Source organism: Mesorhizobium sp. Root552 (assembly GCF_001427285.1).
Lineage (GTDB): Bacteria > Pseudomonadota > Alphaproteobacteria > Rhizobiales > Rhizobiaceae > Mesorhizobium.
The window spans coordinates 380,864-397,056 of sequence record NZ_LMFV01000023.1; the positions used below are offsets into that span (position 1 = coordinate 380,864).

General features: G+C 61.1%; 11 protein-coding genes and 1 pseudogene. 6 read left to right on the forward strand and 6 right to left on the reverse strand.

Annotated features, from left to right (window positions below; translation table 11 throughout):
- Window positions 1-2: 2 nt before the first annotated feature.
- Entirely contained in the window at window positions 3-776 is a 774-nt protein-coding gene (locus ASD50_RS12555; protein WP_056241425.1) for a gamma-glutamyl-gamma-aminobutyrate hydrolase family protein, read from the reverse strand.
- A gap of 295 nt (window positions 777-1,071) precedes the next feature.
- Here ASD50_RS12555 and ASD50_RS12560 point away from each other — a divergent pair, with 295 nt between their 5' ends.
- Window positions 1,072-2,181, forward strand: coding sequence for a TRAP transporter substrate-binding protein (locus ASD50_RS12560; RefSeq protein WP_056241426.1), 1,110 nt, complete (start codon window positions 1,072-1,074; stop codon window positions 2,179-2,181).
- Window positions 2,182-2,288: 107 nt separating this feature from the next.
- Here ASD50_RS12560 and ASD50_RS12565 read toward each other — a convergent pair whose 3' ends face one another.
- The 3 genes from ASD50_RS12565 to ASD50_RS12575 form a co-directional block, all read right to left on the reverse strand.
- Complete coding sequence (locus ASD50_RS12565) at window positions 2,289-4,085, reverse strand: TRAP transporter large permease (RefSeq protein WP_156465058.1); 1,797 nt, start codon at window positions 4,083-4,085, stop codon at window positions 2,289-2,291.
- Window positions 4,082-4,666, reverse strand: a complete 585-nt coding sequence (locus ASD50_RS12570) for a TRAP transporter small permease subunit (protein WP_056241614.1) — start codon at window positions 4,664-4,666, stop codon at window positions 4,082-4,084. The genes ASD50_RS12565 and ASD50_RS12570 overlap by 4 nt, the downstream gene beginning before the upstream one ends.
- A 297-nt stretch (window positions 4,667-4,963) precedes the next feature.
- A complete protein-coding gene (locus ASD50_RS12575) occupies window positions 4,964-5,869 on the reverse strand; it encodes a branched-chain amino acid ABC transporter permease (RefSeq protein WP_056241428.1) in 906 nt (301 codons plus the stop codon).
- Window positions 5,870-5,961: 92 nt separating this feature from the next.
- On the opposite strand from ASD50_RS12575, the gene ASD50_RS12580 reads away from it, so the two are divergent.
- The 5 genes from ASD50_RS12580 to ASD50_RS12600 all read left to right on the forward strand — a co-directional run bounded on the left by ASD50_RS12580 (window position 5,962) and on the right by ASD50_RS12600 (window position 14,233).
- Window positions 5,962-6,588, forward strand: coding sequence for a CGNR zinc finger domain-containing protein (locus ASD50_RS12580; RefSeq protein WP_056241431.1), 627 nt, complete (start codon window positions 5,962-5,964; stop codon window positions 6,586-6,588).
- A complete protein-coding gene (locus ASD50_RS12585; RefSeq protein ID WP_056241434.1) occupies window positions 6,581-7,111 on the forward strand; it encodes a hypothetical protein in 531 nt (176 codons plus the stop codon). Before ASD50_RS12580 ends, ASD50_RS12585 begins: the two co-directional genes overlap by 8 nt.
- 130 nt (window positions 7,112-7,241) lie before the next feature.
- A complete protein-coding gene (locus ASD50_RS12590; protein WP_056241438.1) occupies window positions 7,242-10,721 on the forward strand; it encodes an indolepyruvate ferredoxin oxidoreductase family protein in 3,480 nt (1,159 codons plus the stop codon).
- A gap of 142 nt (window positions 10,722-10,863) precedes the next feature.
- Window positions 10,864-13,173 carry a putative bifunctional diguanylate cyclase/phosphodiesterase gene (locus tag ASD50_RS12595; RefSeq protein WP_056241617.1) on the forward strand — a complete coding sequence of 770 codons (2,310 nt, stop codon included), beginning with the start codon at window positions 10,864-10,866 and terminating at the stop codon, window positions 13,171-13,173.
- Between the two features lie 430 nt (window positions 13,174-13,603).
- Window positions 13,604-14,233: an N-acyl amino acid synthase FeeM domain-containing protein gene (locus ASD50_RS12600; RefSeq protein ID WP_413813892.1), complete on the forward strand. Its 630-nt coding sequence runs from the start codon at window positions 13,604-13,606 to the stop codon at window positions 14,231-14,233.
- Between the two features lie 9 nt (window positions 14,234-14,242).
- Here ASD50_RS12600 and ASD50_RS12605 read toward each other — a convergent pair.
- A pseudogene (locus tag ASD50_RS12605) lies at window positions 14,243-14,788 on the reverse strand (PQQ-dependent sugar dehydrogenase); the annotation flags it as partial.
- A gap of 251 nt (window positions 14,789-15,039) precedes the next feature.
- Entirely contained in the window at window positions 15,040-16,119 is a 1,080-nt protein-coding gene (locus ASD50_RS12610; RefSeq protein WP_056241440.1) for an IS5 family transposase, read from the reverse strand.
- Window positions 16,120-16,193 lie beyond the last annotated feature (74 nt).

Genomic DNA, 16,193 nt, shown 5'->3' on the forward strand with positions numbered 1-16,193 from the left:
GCTCACTCCGCCGCGGCGCGAGTGCCCGTGCGGGCTGCTGCGTGAAGCCGGGCCGCATCGCCGAAGGCCTTGAACACCTGTTGCGACACGCTGTCGGACTTCACCCAATATTCCGGATGCCACTGAACGCCGACGGCGAAGGCGCGCGAGTCCTTGACTGACACCGCCTCGACCGTGCCGTCCTCGGCCACCGCCTCGACCTGCAATTTCGGGCCAAGCCGATCCACGGCCTGCCGATGCACGGAGTTGACGGCGATTTCGCCTGCGCCGAACACACCGGCAAGGCAGCTTCCCGGCTTGATCGACACTTTCTGGCGGATGGCAAAGCGCTCGTCCTGCTTGTCGCTGACCGGCGCGCGGTGATCGAGCGCGCCTTCGCGTTCCTGGATTTCGGTTGCAAGCGAACCGCCAAGGGCGACATTCATCTCCTGGATGCCGCGGCAGATCGCAAGCAGCGGTACGCCGCGCTCGATTGCCTTGCGGATCAGGGGCAGCGTTGTCGAGTCGCGCGCCTCGTCGTAAGGACCGTTGGCCTCGCCGGCATCACCGCCGTAGAGCGATGGGTGCACGTTCGATTTCGAGCCGGTCAGCATCACGCCATCGACTGACGACAGGAGTTCATCGAGGTCGAGCCTGTCGCCGAACGACGGCACAAGCACGGGCAGCACGCCGGCGCCGGAAATCGCCGCCTCGAGATATTGCTGCGGCACGGCATGCCAGGTGTAGTTCTCGAACTGCTTGACGTCAGTGGAGACGGCGACGAGCGGCTGAAGCATTTTTGGTTGATCCGTTGGCGATCTGCGATCTAGCTGCACTCAAGATAGGCAATATGAAGGCGTTTTGCCACGGCAAGTTCGCCTTGGCCATTGCGCCAGCCGAAGATTGTTCGACTATAGTTGCAAGCTTTTTGACAGCTTAAGAGAAGCTGCAACCATATTGGCTGTGCTAACGTCCGGCCCGCTGGACTAGAGAGGTCTGGTGTGTATTGTCTCATTGCACCGATTGCCGATAGCGAAACGAATTCACGGTGATCGGGCAAAAAAATTCCTATTGCGGAAAGGGAGGAAGTTGATGGATCGTCGTTCATTCATTCGGAAGGCCGGTACGGCCGGCGCAGGGGCTGCGGCCGCTGCCGCAACGCTTGCCACGCCGGCAATCGCCCAATCCAATCCTAAGATCACGTGGCGGTTGACATCGTCCTTCCCGAAGTCGCTCGACACGATCTACGGTGGCGCCGAAGTCTTCTCGAAGATGCTTTCGGAGGCAACCGACGGCAATTTCACCGTTCAGGTGTTTGCGGCTGGCGAAATCGTTCCCGGCCTTCAGGCCGCCGATGCCACGACTGCCGGCACGGTCGAAGCCTGCCACACGGTTGGCTACTACTACTGGGGCAAGGACCCTGCATGGGCGCTCGGCTCTGCCGTGCCGTTCGCGCTTAACGCGCGTGGCATGAATGCCTGGCACTACCACGGCGGTGGCATCGACCTTTACAATGAATTTCTTGGCAAGCAGGGGCTGGTCGGGTTCCCCGGCGGCAATACCGGTACCCAGATGGGCGGCTGGTTCCGCAAGGAAATCAACACGCTGGCCGATCTTTCCGGCCTCAAGATGCGCATCGGCGGCTTCGCCGGCAAGGTGGTCGAGAAGCTCGGCGTGGTGCCGCAGCAGCTCGCCGGCGGCGACATCTATCCGGCGCTGGAAAAAGGTACCATCGACGCTGCCGAGTGGGTCGGCCCTTATGACGACGAAAAGCTCGGCTTCCAGAAGGTCGCGCCGTACTACTACTATCCGGGCTGGTGGGAAGGTGGCCCGACCGTCCACCTCATGTTCAACAAGGCCAAGTACGAGGAACTGTCGCCGGCCTACAAGTCGCTGGTCCGCACGGCTGCGCAGGCCGCCGATGCAAACATGCTGCAGAAGTACGACTACCTGAATCCGACCGCGGTGAAGTCGCTCGTTGCCAACGGCGCCCAGCTTCGCCCGTTCAGCCAGGAAATCCTGTCGGCTTGCTTCGACAAGTCTAACGAGGTCTATGCCGAGATGATGGCCTCGAATGAGGGCTTCAAGAAGATCTGGGATTCGATCACGGCGTTCCGCAAGGAACACTATCTGTGGGCGCAGATCGCCGAATACAATTTCGACACCTTCATGATGATCCAGCAGCGCGGGAACAAGCTGTAAGCTGGCCATCGGACCACGCGCCTTTCGGGCGCGTGGGTTGCCTGGAATCGAAAACCCCGGAGTTTTGGCTCCGGGGTTTTTGTTTGTCTGGCGACTTGGCCAGGAGCTCAGTTGAAACTTGGCGGTTGGGTCAAGTCCGGCATGGCAGGCGCCGTGTTGCCTGGCGCCGCCGGCTGGTCGGGTGAAGACGGCGCATTGCCCCCCGCAGGCGGCGTGCTGATTGGCGGCAACCCGAGACCCGATGGGGCGCTGCCATCGGTCGGCGCACCGCCGAGCGGAGGTAGGCCGAGGCCAGGCAGTTCAGGCACCTTGATCTCGATGGTCGAAGGGTCGACCACCTCGCCCTTGTAGTGCATGACCATCTGCGGGAACAGGATCGTCAGTCCGATCATGATGACCTGGATGACCACGAACGGCACAGCCCCCCAATAGATCTGCCCGGTCGTCACCGGCGCGATCTGCTTGCCGGTGATGCGGTCGAGATAGGGCACGCGGGCTGCCACCGAACGCAGATAGAACAACGCGAAGCCGAACGGCGGATGCATGAAGCTGGTCTGCATGTTGATGCCGAGCAGAACGCCGAACCAGATCAGGTCGATGCCGAGCTTGTCCGCGGCCGGAGCCAGCAGCGGCACCACGATGAAGGCCAGTTCGAAGAAGTCGAGGAAGAACGCCAGGAAGAAGACCAGTATGTTCACCACGATCAGGAAACCGACCTCGCCGCCGGGAAGCGAAACCAGCAGGTGCTCGACCCATAGATGGCCGTTGACGCCGTAGAAGGTGAGCGAAAACACGCGTGCGCCGATCAGGATGAACAGCACGAAAGCCGACAGCCGTGTCGTCGAATTCAGCGCCTGCTTGATGACGTCGAGCGTGAGCCGTTTCTTGGCCGCGGCCATGATCAGGGCGCCGACCGCGCCCATGGCGCCGCCTTCCGTCGGTGTCGCAATGCCGAGAAATATGGTGCCGAGCACGAGGAAGATCAGCGCGAGCGGCGGGATCAGCACGATGATGACTTGCTGGGCGAGCCTCGACATCATGTTGATGTTCAGCGCCCGGTCGGCGATCGCCACGACATAGATGAAGATGATGCCGACCGTCGCGCCGAGGATATCGGCGTTGGAGCCATGTGTGGGGGACAGGTAAACGTGCGCGCCATAGGCAACGGCGGCCGCAACCGCGAGAGCCACTGCCAGCGAAATCACGCCGTGTCCGAGCGTGCGCGCTTCCATCGGCAGCGCAGGCATCGAATTCGGCCGGATGATCGACATCAGCAGGACGTAACCCATGTAGAGGCTGGTCAGCACGAGTCCGGGAATGATGGCGCCCGCATACATGTCGCCCACCGAGCGACCGAGCTGGTCAGCCAGCACGATCAGCACGAGCGAGGGCGGAATGATCTGCGCCAGCGTGCCTGAGGCGGCGATGACACCGCTGGCCATGCGCCTGTCGTAGCCGTAGCGCAGCATGATCGGCAGCGAAATCAGCCCCATGGCGATGACCGAGGCAGCAACGACGCCGGTGGTGGCCGCAAGCAGCGCGCCGACGAAGATCACGGCATAGGCGAGGCCGCCGCGTATCGGCCCGAACAACTGGCCGATCGTATCAAGCAGGTCTTCGGCCATGCCCGATCGTTCGAGGACGATGCCCATGAAGGTGAAGAACGGGATGGCGAGCAGCGTGTCGTTCGACATGACGCCCCAGAACCGTTCCGGCAACGCATAGAGCAGCGGCCATGACAGATTGATGCTGCCGCCCGAAAAAGGGGCCATCTCGACGCCGATGAGGAAGAACAGAAGGCCATTGGCGGCGAGCGAGAACGCCACCGGATAGCCCAGCAGCATGAAGATGATGAGCGAGAAGAACATGATCGGCGCCATGTTCTGGGCGATGAACTCGATCATGAGCGGGCCTCTTCAACCAGGGCGTCCGCTTCGAGCTTTGCCTGTTCGTGGCTCGATATGAACGGTGTGGGATCATCCATCTTGCCGGACATCACCGCGATTTTCTTGATGATCTCGGAAACGCCCTGGAAGCCGAGTTGCAGGAAGCCGATCAGCAACAGCGTCTTGGCTGGCCATATGATCAGGCCACCCGAATTGGTCGACATCTCGCCGCTGCGGAATGAGAGGCTCACATAGGGAATGAAATAGAAGATCATCAAAAGCACGAACGGCATCAGGAAAAGCGCATGACCGAACAGATCGATCCAGTGCTGCACGCGGCGTGAGAACATGCCGTAGACGATGTCGATGCGGATGTGCTCGTTCTGCTTCAGCGTGTAGGCGGCGGCAAGCAGGAAGGCTGCGCCGAACAGGTACCATTGCAGTTCGAGCCAGGCGTTGGAGGACATGTTGAACGTTTTGCGGATGATCGCGTTGCCGGCGCTGACCAGGATCGAGATCAGGATCGCCCAGGAAATCCACTTGCCGATGAATTCGTTGATACGGTCGATGAGGCTTGAGATCGCAAGCAGCACGGTCATGTCGCGATCACGCGTCCGTGTCCAGATCACGGCGATGGCGACGATCAGCAAGATGCCGAGCATGACTTGCCCGGTCGGCGAACGCCAAACGGCGTCGAGCAGGTTCATCGGAATTCCTCCCTTGGGCAGCAGTCCCGTATTCCGTTCCGGCGCATAGCGCTTCTTATTGGACCAACGATATGCAGGATGCTGGCTTGACCCGTCAACTCGCCAGTGTTGCTTTTTGAACGGTCTGGAAAAGCGGAAAACCCGGCAAAACCCGGCTTTCCTGTTGGGATTCAACGAAAGTCTGACTGTTCAGGCCGCTTTGACGCCGTCGCGTCCGGCACCTATCAGCACCAGCATGGCGGCAAGCATGACCAGCATCCATGCTTCGCGCCATTCCACCGGGAAATAACCTGCCCACAGCGACTCGACGAGGCCATACGCAGCCGCCCCGAGCGCTGCCCTGGATGGCGAGAGGTAGCCCCCGACGGCGGTGACGAACAGGATCTTGAGGCCGTAGATCAAGCCCGCGCCAAAGCCGATATTGCCGTAGAACAGGCCTGCCATGATGCCGGCTGTCGCCGCGCAAAGACCGCCGGCAACTATTGCAAGGTGGCTGATTTTGTCGGTGTCGGCGCCGCAAAGCGCGGCGGCGCCGGGGTCGTCGCAAACCGCCCGCCATGCCCTGCCGAAGTTCGAGCGGGAAAGCGCGATGCCGCCAAGAATCAGGGCCACCGAAGCAAGGGCACAGTTCAGCAACTGGATCACCGTCATCGTTGCCTCGAAGCTGCCCGTTCTGGCAAAGACAACCGGTATGGCCAGCATCGGCGGCAGCCAGAAGTCGTGCGTATCCGCTGCGATGCGGCTGAATTCAGTCAGCGCGATCAGCACGCCCAGCGTGGCCGTGACGATGGCGTTGGGCGAGGCAGCGGCCAACGGACGCAAGACCCGGCCAGCCAATAGCGAACTCACCAGCGCGACGTAAGCGAGCGCAATGGCGATGCCGAGCGCAACCGTTGCTGGCAGTGTCAGCCACAGCACGTTCCAGCCGAACACTGCGACGAGGATCATCGTCTGGCCGCCGAAGGCGAACAACCCGCCATAGGCGAGGTTGGTGCGCTTCAAGGTGCCGTTGGTCAGTGCATAGCCGAAGGCCAGCAAGGCATAGAGCGCACCGGAATGCAGCCCGTTCAACGCCTGCTGGAACAGATAGATCATCAAAACGCGTCCACGCCGGGCATCCCGGGGCGCATTCTTGGCGCTCGGAATATAACTTGTCAAATACGTTTTACTGGTTAGTTTAGGTTGCCATGACGGTTTCTTGGATCAAGCATCGTTTTGCCGGCGGCGTGCTCGCCCTCGACGCCGCCAACACGGTGGTGTTGCGCGGTCATCCCGGCAAGACATTCGACCGCTTTGAAGATATTGGCGAGATTGCGCGCTTTGCCGATGCCGCCAGCGTCTTCAGGGCGGAAGAGTTGGGTGGCAGGACATTGACAGCACGCAACTCTCGCCAGATCGCCGGGCAAGTGCTGGCAATCCGCGAGGCGACCGACGGGCTTTTCCGGGCTGCGGTGGCGACCGGCGAAATGACGGCGGAAGATATCTCGGGCTTCCTCACCGCCTGCGCTGCGGGGCTACACGGCAAGCGGGAGCAGATCGGCCAGCCGGGGAGGCCGTTCGGCGATCCGGCAACGCCCATTGCCTTCGAGGCGGCATTGGCCGTTTCGGCACTCTCGCTGCTGGCCAGTGACAGTCTTGCCAGGATGCGGATTTGCCCGAACTGCAACTGGCTTTTCCTGGACAAGAGCCGCAATTCCAGCCGGCTGTGGTGCGACATGGCCGTCTGCGGCAACCGCCGCAAGGCGAGCCGCCACTATCATCGCAAGGTTGCGGCCAAGGGAGTTGAAGAGACAAGGGAGGCAGGCAATGCCTAGCAGGATCATGCGCGCCACACTCATCGCGTTGGCGCTCGTTGCCGCTGCAAGCCTCGGGGCTTGCCGCGACACCGCAAGAGACGCGCTGTTCGAGATCTCGGGGCGGCTCGTCGTGTTCAACTACCGGGAAGCGACGCTTAGATATCTTGTGACCCTGAAACCGCTTCGCCCGATGGGCGAAGGGCAGGTGGCGGTAACGACGATGGACAATCCGGCTGGCGGCGCACCGCTGGTGTTCAGCCAGAAGCTTTTCCCCAGCCAGACCAAGGTGACTGTGGAAAGCCCGCCGCTGGAATGCGTGGTCAAGGACAAGGCTTACAAGGTCGCAATCCGCATCGAAAGCGCCGATGGAAACCTTTTGCAGCAGATCGATACCACAATGGTTTCAGCGCAGGATCAGGACATGCTGCCCGACCGCAAGCTGGTCGTCGGCCCTGGCTACAAGCCCAATCCCGAGCTTGCCGGCCACCCCGACGGCAAACTTCCGGGCGGGCGAGGCGTGGCGTGCCCGACCGCAAGTTGATGGCATGTGCTACTGCCGCCACTGGCATGTGCATTGATTTCGTTTGACCTCTTGGGTTTGGACAGAAAGACTGGTTCATCTGTTCTCGACGTTGGCCAGCTTGCCGTGGCCTCCGCAGAGGTGAAACCTGATGACGTTGCATGCCGTCGCGCTCGACGACAAATTCGATCTATCCAAGGAGCGCGTCTTTCTCTCAGGCGCGCAGGCCGTGGTGCGCATGCTGCTCATGCAGCGCGAGCGCGACCGTCTGGCCGGCCTCAACACGGCAGGTTTCATTTCGGGTTATCGCGGCTCGCCCCTTGGTGGGCTCGACCAGCAATTGTGGAAGGCCAAAAGCCAGCTTGCCGGCTCCGATATCGTTTTCCAGCCCGGCCTTAACGAGGAACTGGCCGCGACCGCCTGCTGGGGCACGCAGCAGACGGAACTTTTGGGCGAAGGCCGCTATGACGGCGTCTTTTCCGTCTGGTACGGCAAGGGACCGGGCGTCGACCGCACCGGCGACGTATTCCGCCACGCCAACCTTGCCGGCACCTCCAAAAACGGCGGCGTTCTAGCGCTGATGGGCGACGACCACATGGCGGAGTCGTCCACCAACGCCCACGCCACCGAATTCGCCTTCGTCGATGCGATGATCCCGGTGTTCAATCCCGCCGGCGTGCAGGAACTGATCGACTACGGCCTTTACGGCTTTGCCCTGTCGCGCTTGGCCAGCACATGGGCCGCCATCAAATGTGTGAAGGACAACATCGAATCGACCGCTTCGGTCGATGCTTCGCTCGGCCATCTCGACATCGTCATTCCCGAGTTCGACATGCCGCCCGGTGGCTTGGGCATCCGCCACGAGATCAACATGCTCGGGCAGGAAGAGCGCCTGTTCGAACACAAGCGCGCCGCCGCCGCCGCCTTTATCCGCGCCAACAAGTTGAACCGTATCGTCTATTCCGGCGGGCGCAAGCCGAAGCTCGGCATCGTCACCGTCGGCAAGAGTTATCTCGACGTGCGTCAGGCGCTGGAAGACATCGGCATCGATGAAGCCGCCGCCAATCGCATCGGCATCAGGCTTTTCAAGGTCGGCTGCCCTTGGCCGCTCGATTTCGAGCATGTCGCGGAATTTGCGCGCGGCCTCGATACGATCATCGTCGTCGAGGAGAAGCGCTCGCTGATCGAGGTGCAACTGCGCGAAAACCTCTATGGCAGCGCCATCCAGCCGAAAATCGTCGGCAAGAAGGACGAGCGCGGCGACTGGCTGTTTCCGGCCAAGGGCGCGCTCGACCCCAACGACATCGCCATTGCACTCGGCGAACGCATCCTGAAAACCATCGGCCACTCGGACGAGATTGCCGCGCGTGTCGCCAATTTGCGGCAGTTCCAGGCCATGCTGGCGGATACCAAGGATGTCGGCTCGCGCACGCCTTATTTCTGTTCCGGCTGTCCGCACAATTCATCGACCAAGGTGCCGGAAGGTTCGCTTGCCGCCGCCGGCATCGGCTGTCACTTCATGGCGCTGTGGATGGACCGCTCGACGGTTGGCTTCACCCAGATGGGTGGCGAGGGCGCGCAATGGGTGGGGCAAGCACCGTTCTCGAAGCGCGACCACATCTTCCAGAACCTCGGCGATGGAACCTACAACCACTCCGGTGCGCTGGCGATCCGCTTTGCCCGCTCAAGCGGCGTCAACATCACCTACAAGATCCTCTACAACGACGCCGTGGCGATGACCGGCGGCCAGCCGCATGATGGCGGACTGACGGTCGATGCCATAGCCAGGCAGGTGCGGGCCGAAGGCGTCGACCGCATCGCCGTCGTCACCGACGAGCCGGACAAATATGCCGGCCGCGCCGAATTTCCTTCAGGCGTCACTATCTACCCCCGCGAAGATCTCGACCGGGTCCAGCGCGATCTGCGCGACGTGAAAGGCGTTTCCGTCCTGCTCTACGACCAGACCTGCGCTGCCGAAAAGCGCCGCCGCCGCAAGCGTGGTGCGTTCCCGGATCCCGACAAGCGGGTCTTCATCAACGAACTGGTCTGCGAAGGCTGTGGCGATTGCGGCGTCGCTTCCAACTGCGTGTCCGTGCAGCCGGTCGAGACCGAGTTCGGGCGCAAGCGCCGCATCGACCAGTCGTCGTGCAACAAGGATTTCTCCTGCGTCGACGGTTTCTGCCCGTCCTTCGTCACCGTTCACGGTGCCAAGATCAGGAAAGCTGCGGGGCTTGCCGGGTCTGCCGATCCGCTGGCCGGCGTGCCTGAACCCGCGTCCTATAAACTGGACCGCGACGGTTGGGCGGCGGTCATCGACGGCGTCGGCGGCACCGGCGTCGTCACCATCGGCGCCATTTTGGGCATGGCCGCGCATCTGGAGGGCAAGGGTTGCGGCATGATCGACATGGCCGGCCTTGCCCAGAAGGGCGGTGCGGTCTTCACCCATGTCCGCATTGCGACCCGGCCTGAAGACATCCATGCCATCCGCGTTTCCGCCGGCAAGGCCGACCTTGTGCTTGGCTGCGATCTCGTTGTTTCAGGCGCCAAGAAGGTGCTGGCCTCGGTGCGCGAGGGCCACACGCTCTTTCTCGCCAACACAGCCGAGATCATGCCGGGCGACTTCACCCGTTCAGCGGATTTTTCGTTGCCGGTCGAGCGCCTGAAGAAGGCGATCAGGTCGGCCGCAGGCGACGACAAGGCCCATTTCGTCGACGCGACGCGCACCGCGACGGTGCTTTTCGGAAATTCGCTCGGTGCCAACATGTTCATGCTCGGCTTTGCCTTGCAGCTTGGCGGCTTGCCGCTCTCGGTCGAGGCAGTCGAGAAGGCGATCGAGCTGAATGGCGAGGCCGTCGCCATGAACATCGCCGCGTTCCGCTGGGGTCGCCGGGCCGCCCACGATCCGGCCTTCGTGCGCGAACTTGTGGAAGGCAAGGATGAGGCGCGGTCGCAAAAGCCGCTCGCGCAAACGCTGGATGAAGTTGTTGCGCGCCGGGCGGCGTTTCTTGCTGCTTACCAGAACGCCGCCTACGCCCGGCGTTACACGGACAAGATCGCGTCTGTCCGCGCTGCCGAAACGAAGATTGCGCCGGGTTCCACGGTGGTAACCGAAGCGGTGGTCCGTAACCTGTTCAAGCTGATGGCGGTCAAGGACGAATACGAAGTCGCACGCCTTTACACCGACGGATCATTTGCTCGCGAACTGGCCCGCCAGTTCGGCAGCTATGACAGGCTGGAGTTCCACCTTGCCCCGCCGATACTCGGCAGACGCGACGCGGATGGCCGCCCGAGGAAGTCCAGTTTCGGGCCTTGGATGATGACTGGATTCCGGTTGCTGGCCGCATTGAAGGGGCTGCGCGGCACCGTATTCGACTTGTTTGGCTACACCGCCGAGCGGCGGCTGGAACGCCAGTTGCTGGCGGATTACGAGAAGGACATCGACATTGTTTTGAGCCATCTCGGGCCGGATCGCATCGAGGCTGCGGCCGCGCTTGCATCGGTTCCGGCTCTTGTCCGCGGCTATGGTCACGTCAAACATGCGTCGATCGAAAGAGCCGAAGGCGAACGGTCCAGGCTTCTGGCAAGGCTCGAAGGAAAGGTTGCAGAGCCGCAACTACAGGCTGCTGAATGATCGATACCTCTTGTTTACCTGAAGCGAAGAATGTCGAATTTTCCTGTGTTTCATGCGTTTCAATTACCCGCGAAGGTCGTGTCTCTAAAGGTTTTTTAATGCGGAATATGGCATGTCTGCGTTTCGTGCGACGGCGCAGGCCATGAACGTAGATAGACCTGACGACATAACAGAAGACGTATATGTAGGCTTCGTGCGCTCGCTGTTTGAGAACGCGAGCCTCTTGTTCGTTGCCGCGTTTTCTCAGGCCGTGATCGGCACTCTGGTCTACTGGAAGACGTCTGCTCCCATCTACATCGTACTCACGATTCTGATGGTGGTGGTGACGCTTGGCAGATATTACGCCATCCAGCGGGTAAAGCCCGACACCATCGTAACGTACCAGTCTGCGCTGGAATGGGAGCGATATTACCTAATCGCGGGAACCGTTCACGGATCGGTCGTCGGCTTCTTCGCCTTCACCAGCCTCTACATCGCGCCCGACCTTTTCGGCGAAGTTGCCGCGATCTCCATGGTTTTGGCGAGCGCCATCACGATTGCCGGCCGAAACTTCGGCTCGCGCAAGATGGTCGTCATCCTGACCGTCTCCGTCATCGCGCCGATTGCTCTTGGCCTGATGCTGAAAGGCGATTTCTACAACTTCATCCTCGGCCTGTTCATCGTCCCCTTCATCTTCACCATCAACACCATGGCGCGCATCGTGCGCACGGTGCTCTTCACCGCGATCAGCGAAGAAAAGAAGGCAACGCGGCTTGCCCAGCGCTTTAATCGCGCGCTCAACACCATGTCGCATGGCCTCATCATGCTGGCCCCGGATGGGCGTGTCGTGGTTGCCAACGCGGAAGCCGCGCACCTGATGTCGCTGAAATCCCAGGACCAGCTGCTGGGACGCACCGTGCATTCGCTGCTTATGCGCGGCGTGGCGGGCGGCATGTTGACGGCAAAGGATTGCCAGTATGTCGAGGCGCAACTGACAAGGGCGTTGCGCGAGGGCAGGGACCGCAAGGTGCTAGTCGGTTTTTCGAACGGCCAGCATTACGAGTTCTCGGCTCGGGAAGGCAGCCAGGAGCTTGGCGTCATCACCTTCGAGGACGTCACGGCTCGCGTGGAAGCCGAAGAGCGCATCCGCTTCATGGCGCGCTATGACAGCCTGACCGGTTTGATAAATCGGGCCTATTTCCACGAACTGGTCGAAGAATGCATGTCGTCGGGCAACCGCGATCGGTTCTGCGCTCTGGCCGCGATCGACCTCGACGACTTCAAGAGCGTCAACGATACGCTTGGCCACCCTGTCGGCGACGGATTGATCTATGCGGTTGCCGAACGGCTGACGTCCTTCTCGGCGCCGGGCGTGAAGGTCAGCCGCTTTGGCGGCGACGAGTTCATGATCTTCTTCGATCGCGTCGAAAGCGAGGGCGACCTCGGCCGCATACTGGACGATATCTTTGCCGGCCTGCAGGGCGAGGTGGATGTCGCCGGCCATGTCCTGCGCATTCAAGCCAGCGCCGGTGCGGTCATGGCGCGTGTGGAACACAGCGATGTCGACGAGATGATCGTCAAGGCCGACCTTGCGCTCTACAAGGCCAAGGAGCTTGGCAAGAACGGCTGGCGCATGTTCGAGTCCTCTATGGACGCCGCCTTCCGCAACCGCCAGATGATGAAGGCCGACCTGCGCAGCGCCGTCGAAGCCAACACCCTGCGTGTCGTCTATCAGCCGATCGTCTCCATGACGACGATGCGCATTGCCGGATGCGAAGCGCTCTGCCGTTGGGATCATCCCGAACTCGGACCCATTTCGCCGAGCGTATTCATTCCGTTGGCCGAGGAAATGGGCATCATTTCCGATATCAGCACGTTCGTTCTCAACGCTGCCTGCGCCGAATGTGCAAAGTGGCCTGAAAACACCAATGTCTCGGTCAACTTGTCGGCACGCGACTTCCGCAACCGCAACGTCATCCAGAAGGTGCGTGACGCGCTTGCCAGTTCCGGCCTTGCTCCCGAGCGCCTGGAGGTTGAAGTCACCGAAACCGCGCTGCTTGACGACAAGTCCGCCACGCGTGAGCTCATTCAGGAGTTGAAGGGCCTTGGCGTACGCATCGCGCTGGACGATTTCGGCACCGGCTATTCCAGCCTGAGCTATCTGCACAAGCTGCCGCTCGACAAGGTCAAGATCGACCGCTCCTTCCTCGTCGACCTGACCTCCCAGTCGAACTCCCTGGTTCTGCTCAAGGGTATCGTGGACTTGACCCGCACGCTCGGCCTGACCATCACCATCGAGGGCGTCGAGAATTTCGAGCAGTTGAAGGTCCTGATGCAGTCCATCCGCCCGGATCTCGTGCAAGGGTTCCTGTTCGGCTCGGCCCTGACAGCGGCTGGTATCGAGACCATGTCGACGACGGTCTGGCCTTTCGCCCGTGAACTGCGCTCCGCAAGCCAGCGCGCCATCAACTGACGAACTTTCTAGCTAGCGCGTTTGGGGGCTGTCGGCCTGACGGCAGGCCATTGGCCCGCGCTCGATGAGCATAGAAATCGCTTTGGCTTGCAAAGCTCCAGCCAAGATTCCGTGACGTGTCATCCGCCTTCACGCAGACTTCTTTTCGATCTGGGCGCTCTTTACCGATCGCGGTCGATTATTAACCTTAATATAATGTAAATGACTTCGGGCTAATTTTTCCTTTTTACCAGACCCCGCGATCGGATAGCTTGAAAAGTGCGGCGGATAGAGAGGGAATGACATGTCGGTTGCGGTGACCGAGGGATTGGTGCGTGTTGATGACGCGTATCCAGATCCCAAAAGGATATCTTCTTTTTCCAGAAACATATCCGATCTGCTCGAGCACATTGAATACAGAAGGTGCGAATCCGGAGAAGATCTCGAAGCGATCTATCGCCTCCGATACAAGGCCTATCATCTCAACGGTTTTCTTCGCGAGAGCCGCGAGCAGAAGATGACGGATGACTTCGACGACACCTCGAACAGCTACAAGTTCGGCGTTTTCATCGATGACAATCTGGTTTGCACGGTCCGGATACATCATCTGAGCCCGCAAGAGCCTTATGGGCCAGCCATGACCACCTTTGGTGACGTGCTCAAGCCACGTCTGGAGCGTGGCGAAAGCTTCATCAACCCCACGCTTCTTGCTGCCGATCCGGAACTCGTCGCTTCATACAAGGCCTTGCCTTACGTGACCTTGCGGCTTGGCCTGTTGGCCAGCGTGCATTTTGACGCTACTGCCTGCATCGGCGTTATCCGCGAGGAACATACGGCTTTCTATCGCAGGATCTTCGGCGCGGTTCAGGTGGGTGAACCCCGCCCTTATCCGCCCTTCACGGTGCCGGTCATGCTTTATGACGCGAACGTCGCGGCAAATCGCAACTGGATCCTGCGCCGCTTTCCGTTCTTCCATTCAACGGCGGCCGAGCGGCGCATGCTTTTTGCCAAGCCGCGCAAGGGCGAACTCGCGCCTTTGACGATCCTGCCGACCGCCAAATACTTCCACGACGCGGCTTGAGCGCTTGGCTTACGGCGCGTTGCCCTTGTAGGTAACGCGCCAAAGCGTACCGCTGCCGTCCTCGCTGACGATCAGCGACCCGTCTTTGGCGGTAGCCACACCCACCGGACGCCCCCACACTTGTTCGTCTGATACGACAAAGCCGGTCATGAAGTCTTCGTATTCACCCGTCGGCTTGCCATTTTCGAAGATCAGCCGCACCACCTTGTAGCCGGTGCGGATGCCGCGGTTCCATGACCCGTGCAGGGTCACGAAGGCATCGCCCTTGAACTCTGCCGGAAACTGGCTGCCTTCATAGAAGGATATGCCGAGAGGAGCCGAATGCGCCTGGAACAGCACGTCCGGGACCGTCACATGGCCGGCAAGATCGCGACGGGCATTGGCATGGCGGGGGTCCTCATGACTGCCGATATAGTACCAGGGCCAGCCATAGAACGCGCCTTCCTTTACGCTGGTCGCGTAGTCGAAGGGAACGTTGTCGCCGAGGCCATCGCGCTCGTTGACCGCGCACCACAGCGCGCCGGTCGCAGGCTGCACGGTCATGCCGGAGCAGTTGGACGCCTCGAACTACCCGGATTTCGGCGCTGGTAGGACGGAGATGAGGTCTGGCGCGGCCTGATGCGCGGCGATTGCTTCGGTTTTGGTCTTTAGGCTGGACGCCTCGAACTACCCGGATTTCGGCGCTGGTAGGACGGAGATGAGGTCTGGCGCGGCCTGATGCGCGGCGATTGCTTCGGTTTTGGTCTTTAGGCCGGCGCAGGGCGCCGATTTTGGCGTTGCGACGGCGGTTTTCGCCGCTCACGCGGTCATGCGGACGCAGTTCGCCCCTCGTGCCAGACGAAGCGGGTGAGATTGTAGGCGAGATTGGCCATGCCGATCTTGGTTCTGGCGCGGGCGATACCGATGGTGCGGACGAACAGGCCCATCCTGGACTTCTGCTGGGCGAAGACGTGCTCGACGAATGCGCGGGTTTTCGATCTCCGACCATTGGCCCGCGACGTCGCCTCGCTCATCGGCCGACCTTTCGGCTTCTTCTGATGAATGTCGGAAACGTAGCCGTTCTTCTCCAGCCACTCCTCGTTCTTCTTCGAGCGATAAGCCGTGTCGGCCCAGACCGTCGAACTGGTGTTGTTCTTGTCGAGCACATTGCGGAGCTGGGCGCCGTCATAGGCCGCCGCGCTGGTGACATTCCAGCCACGGATGAGGCCGTGCCGGCGATCGATCGAGGCATGGTTCTTGTAACCGAAGGCGGGAATGGCGATGTCGCGCGGTTGCGGCTTTCCATCCTCGGCCGCCTTGGCCTTCGAGAACTTCACCGTCCAACGCGCATCGCGATCCTTCTGGCGCAGCTTCGCGGGCTTGTCTTTCCACTCGTCCGGTATCTTGCCCGCTTTGATGTCGGCCTTCTCGGCATCGGTGTTTCGCTGCTTCGGCGCCGCCACGATGGTGGCGTCGACAATCTGACCGCCCATGGCAAGATAGCCGGCCCTGGTGAGGTGCTTGTCGAAACGGGCGAACAGGTTCTCCACCGCGCGGGCTTGTGTGAGATGCTCGCGGAACAGCCAGATCGTCTTGGCATCAGGCACGCGATCGCCCAGCCCCAACCCGAGAAAACGCATGAACGAGAGCCGATCCTGGATCTGGAATTCGGCCTGATCATCCGACAGACTGTAAAGCGCCTGCAACACCATGATCTTGAACATCAGCACCGCATCGTAGGGCGGCCTGCCGCCCTTGGCGCCGTCGGAGCGTTTCAGCGCCTTGGCCAACGGCTTTCGGAAAACCTCCCATGGCACCACCGCGTTCAGCTTTTCCAGAGGATCGCCCGCCTCGCTCAGTCGAGCATACCGCTCGTCAATGTCCCAAAACCCGGCCTGTCCCCGCATCCATCCCCTCCCGGCAAATCACCGGGGCAGTGAATCATCCCGAGCCGTCAATGGCGAGGTTTTTCGAGGCGTCC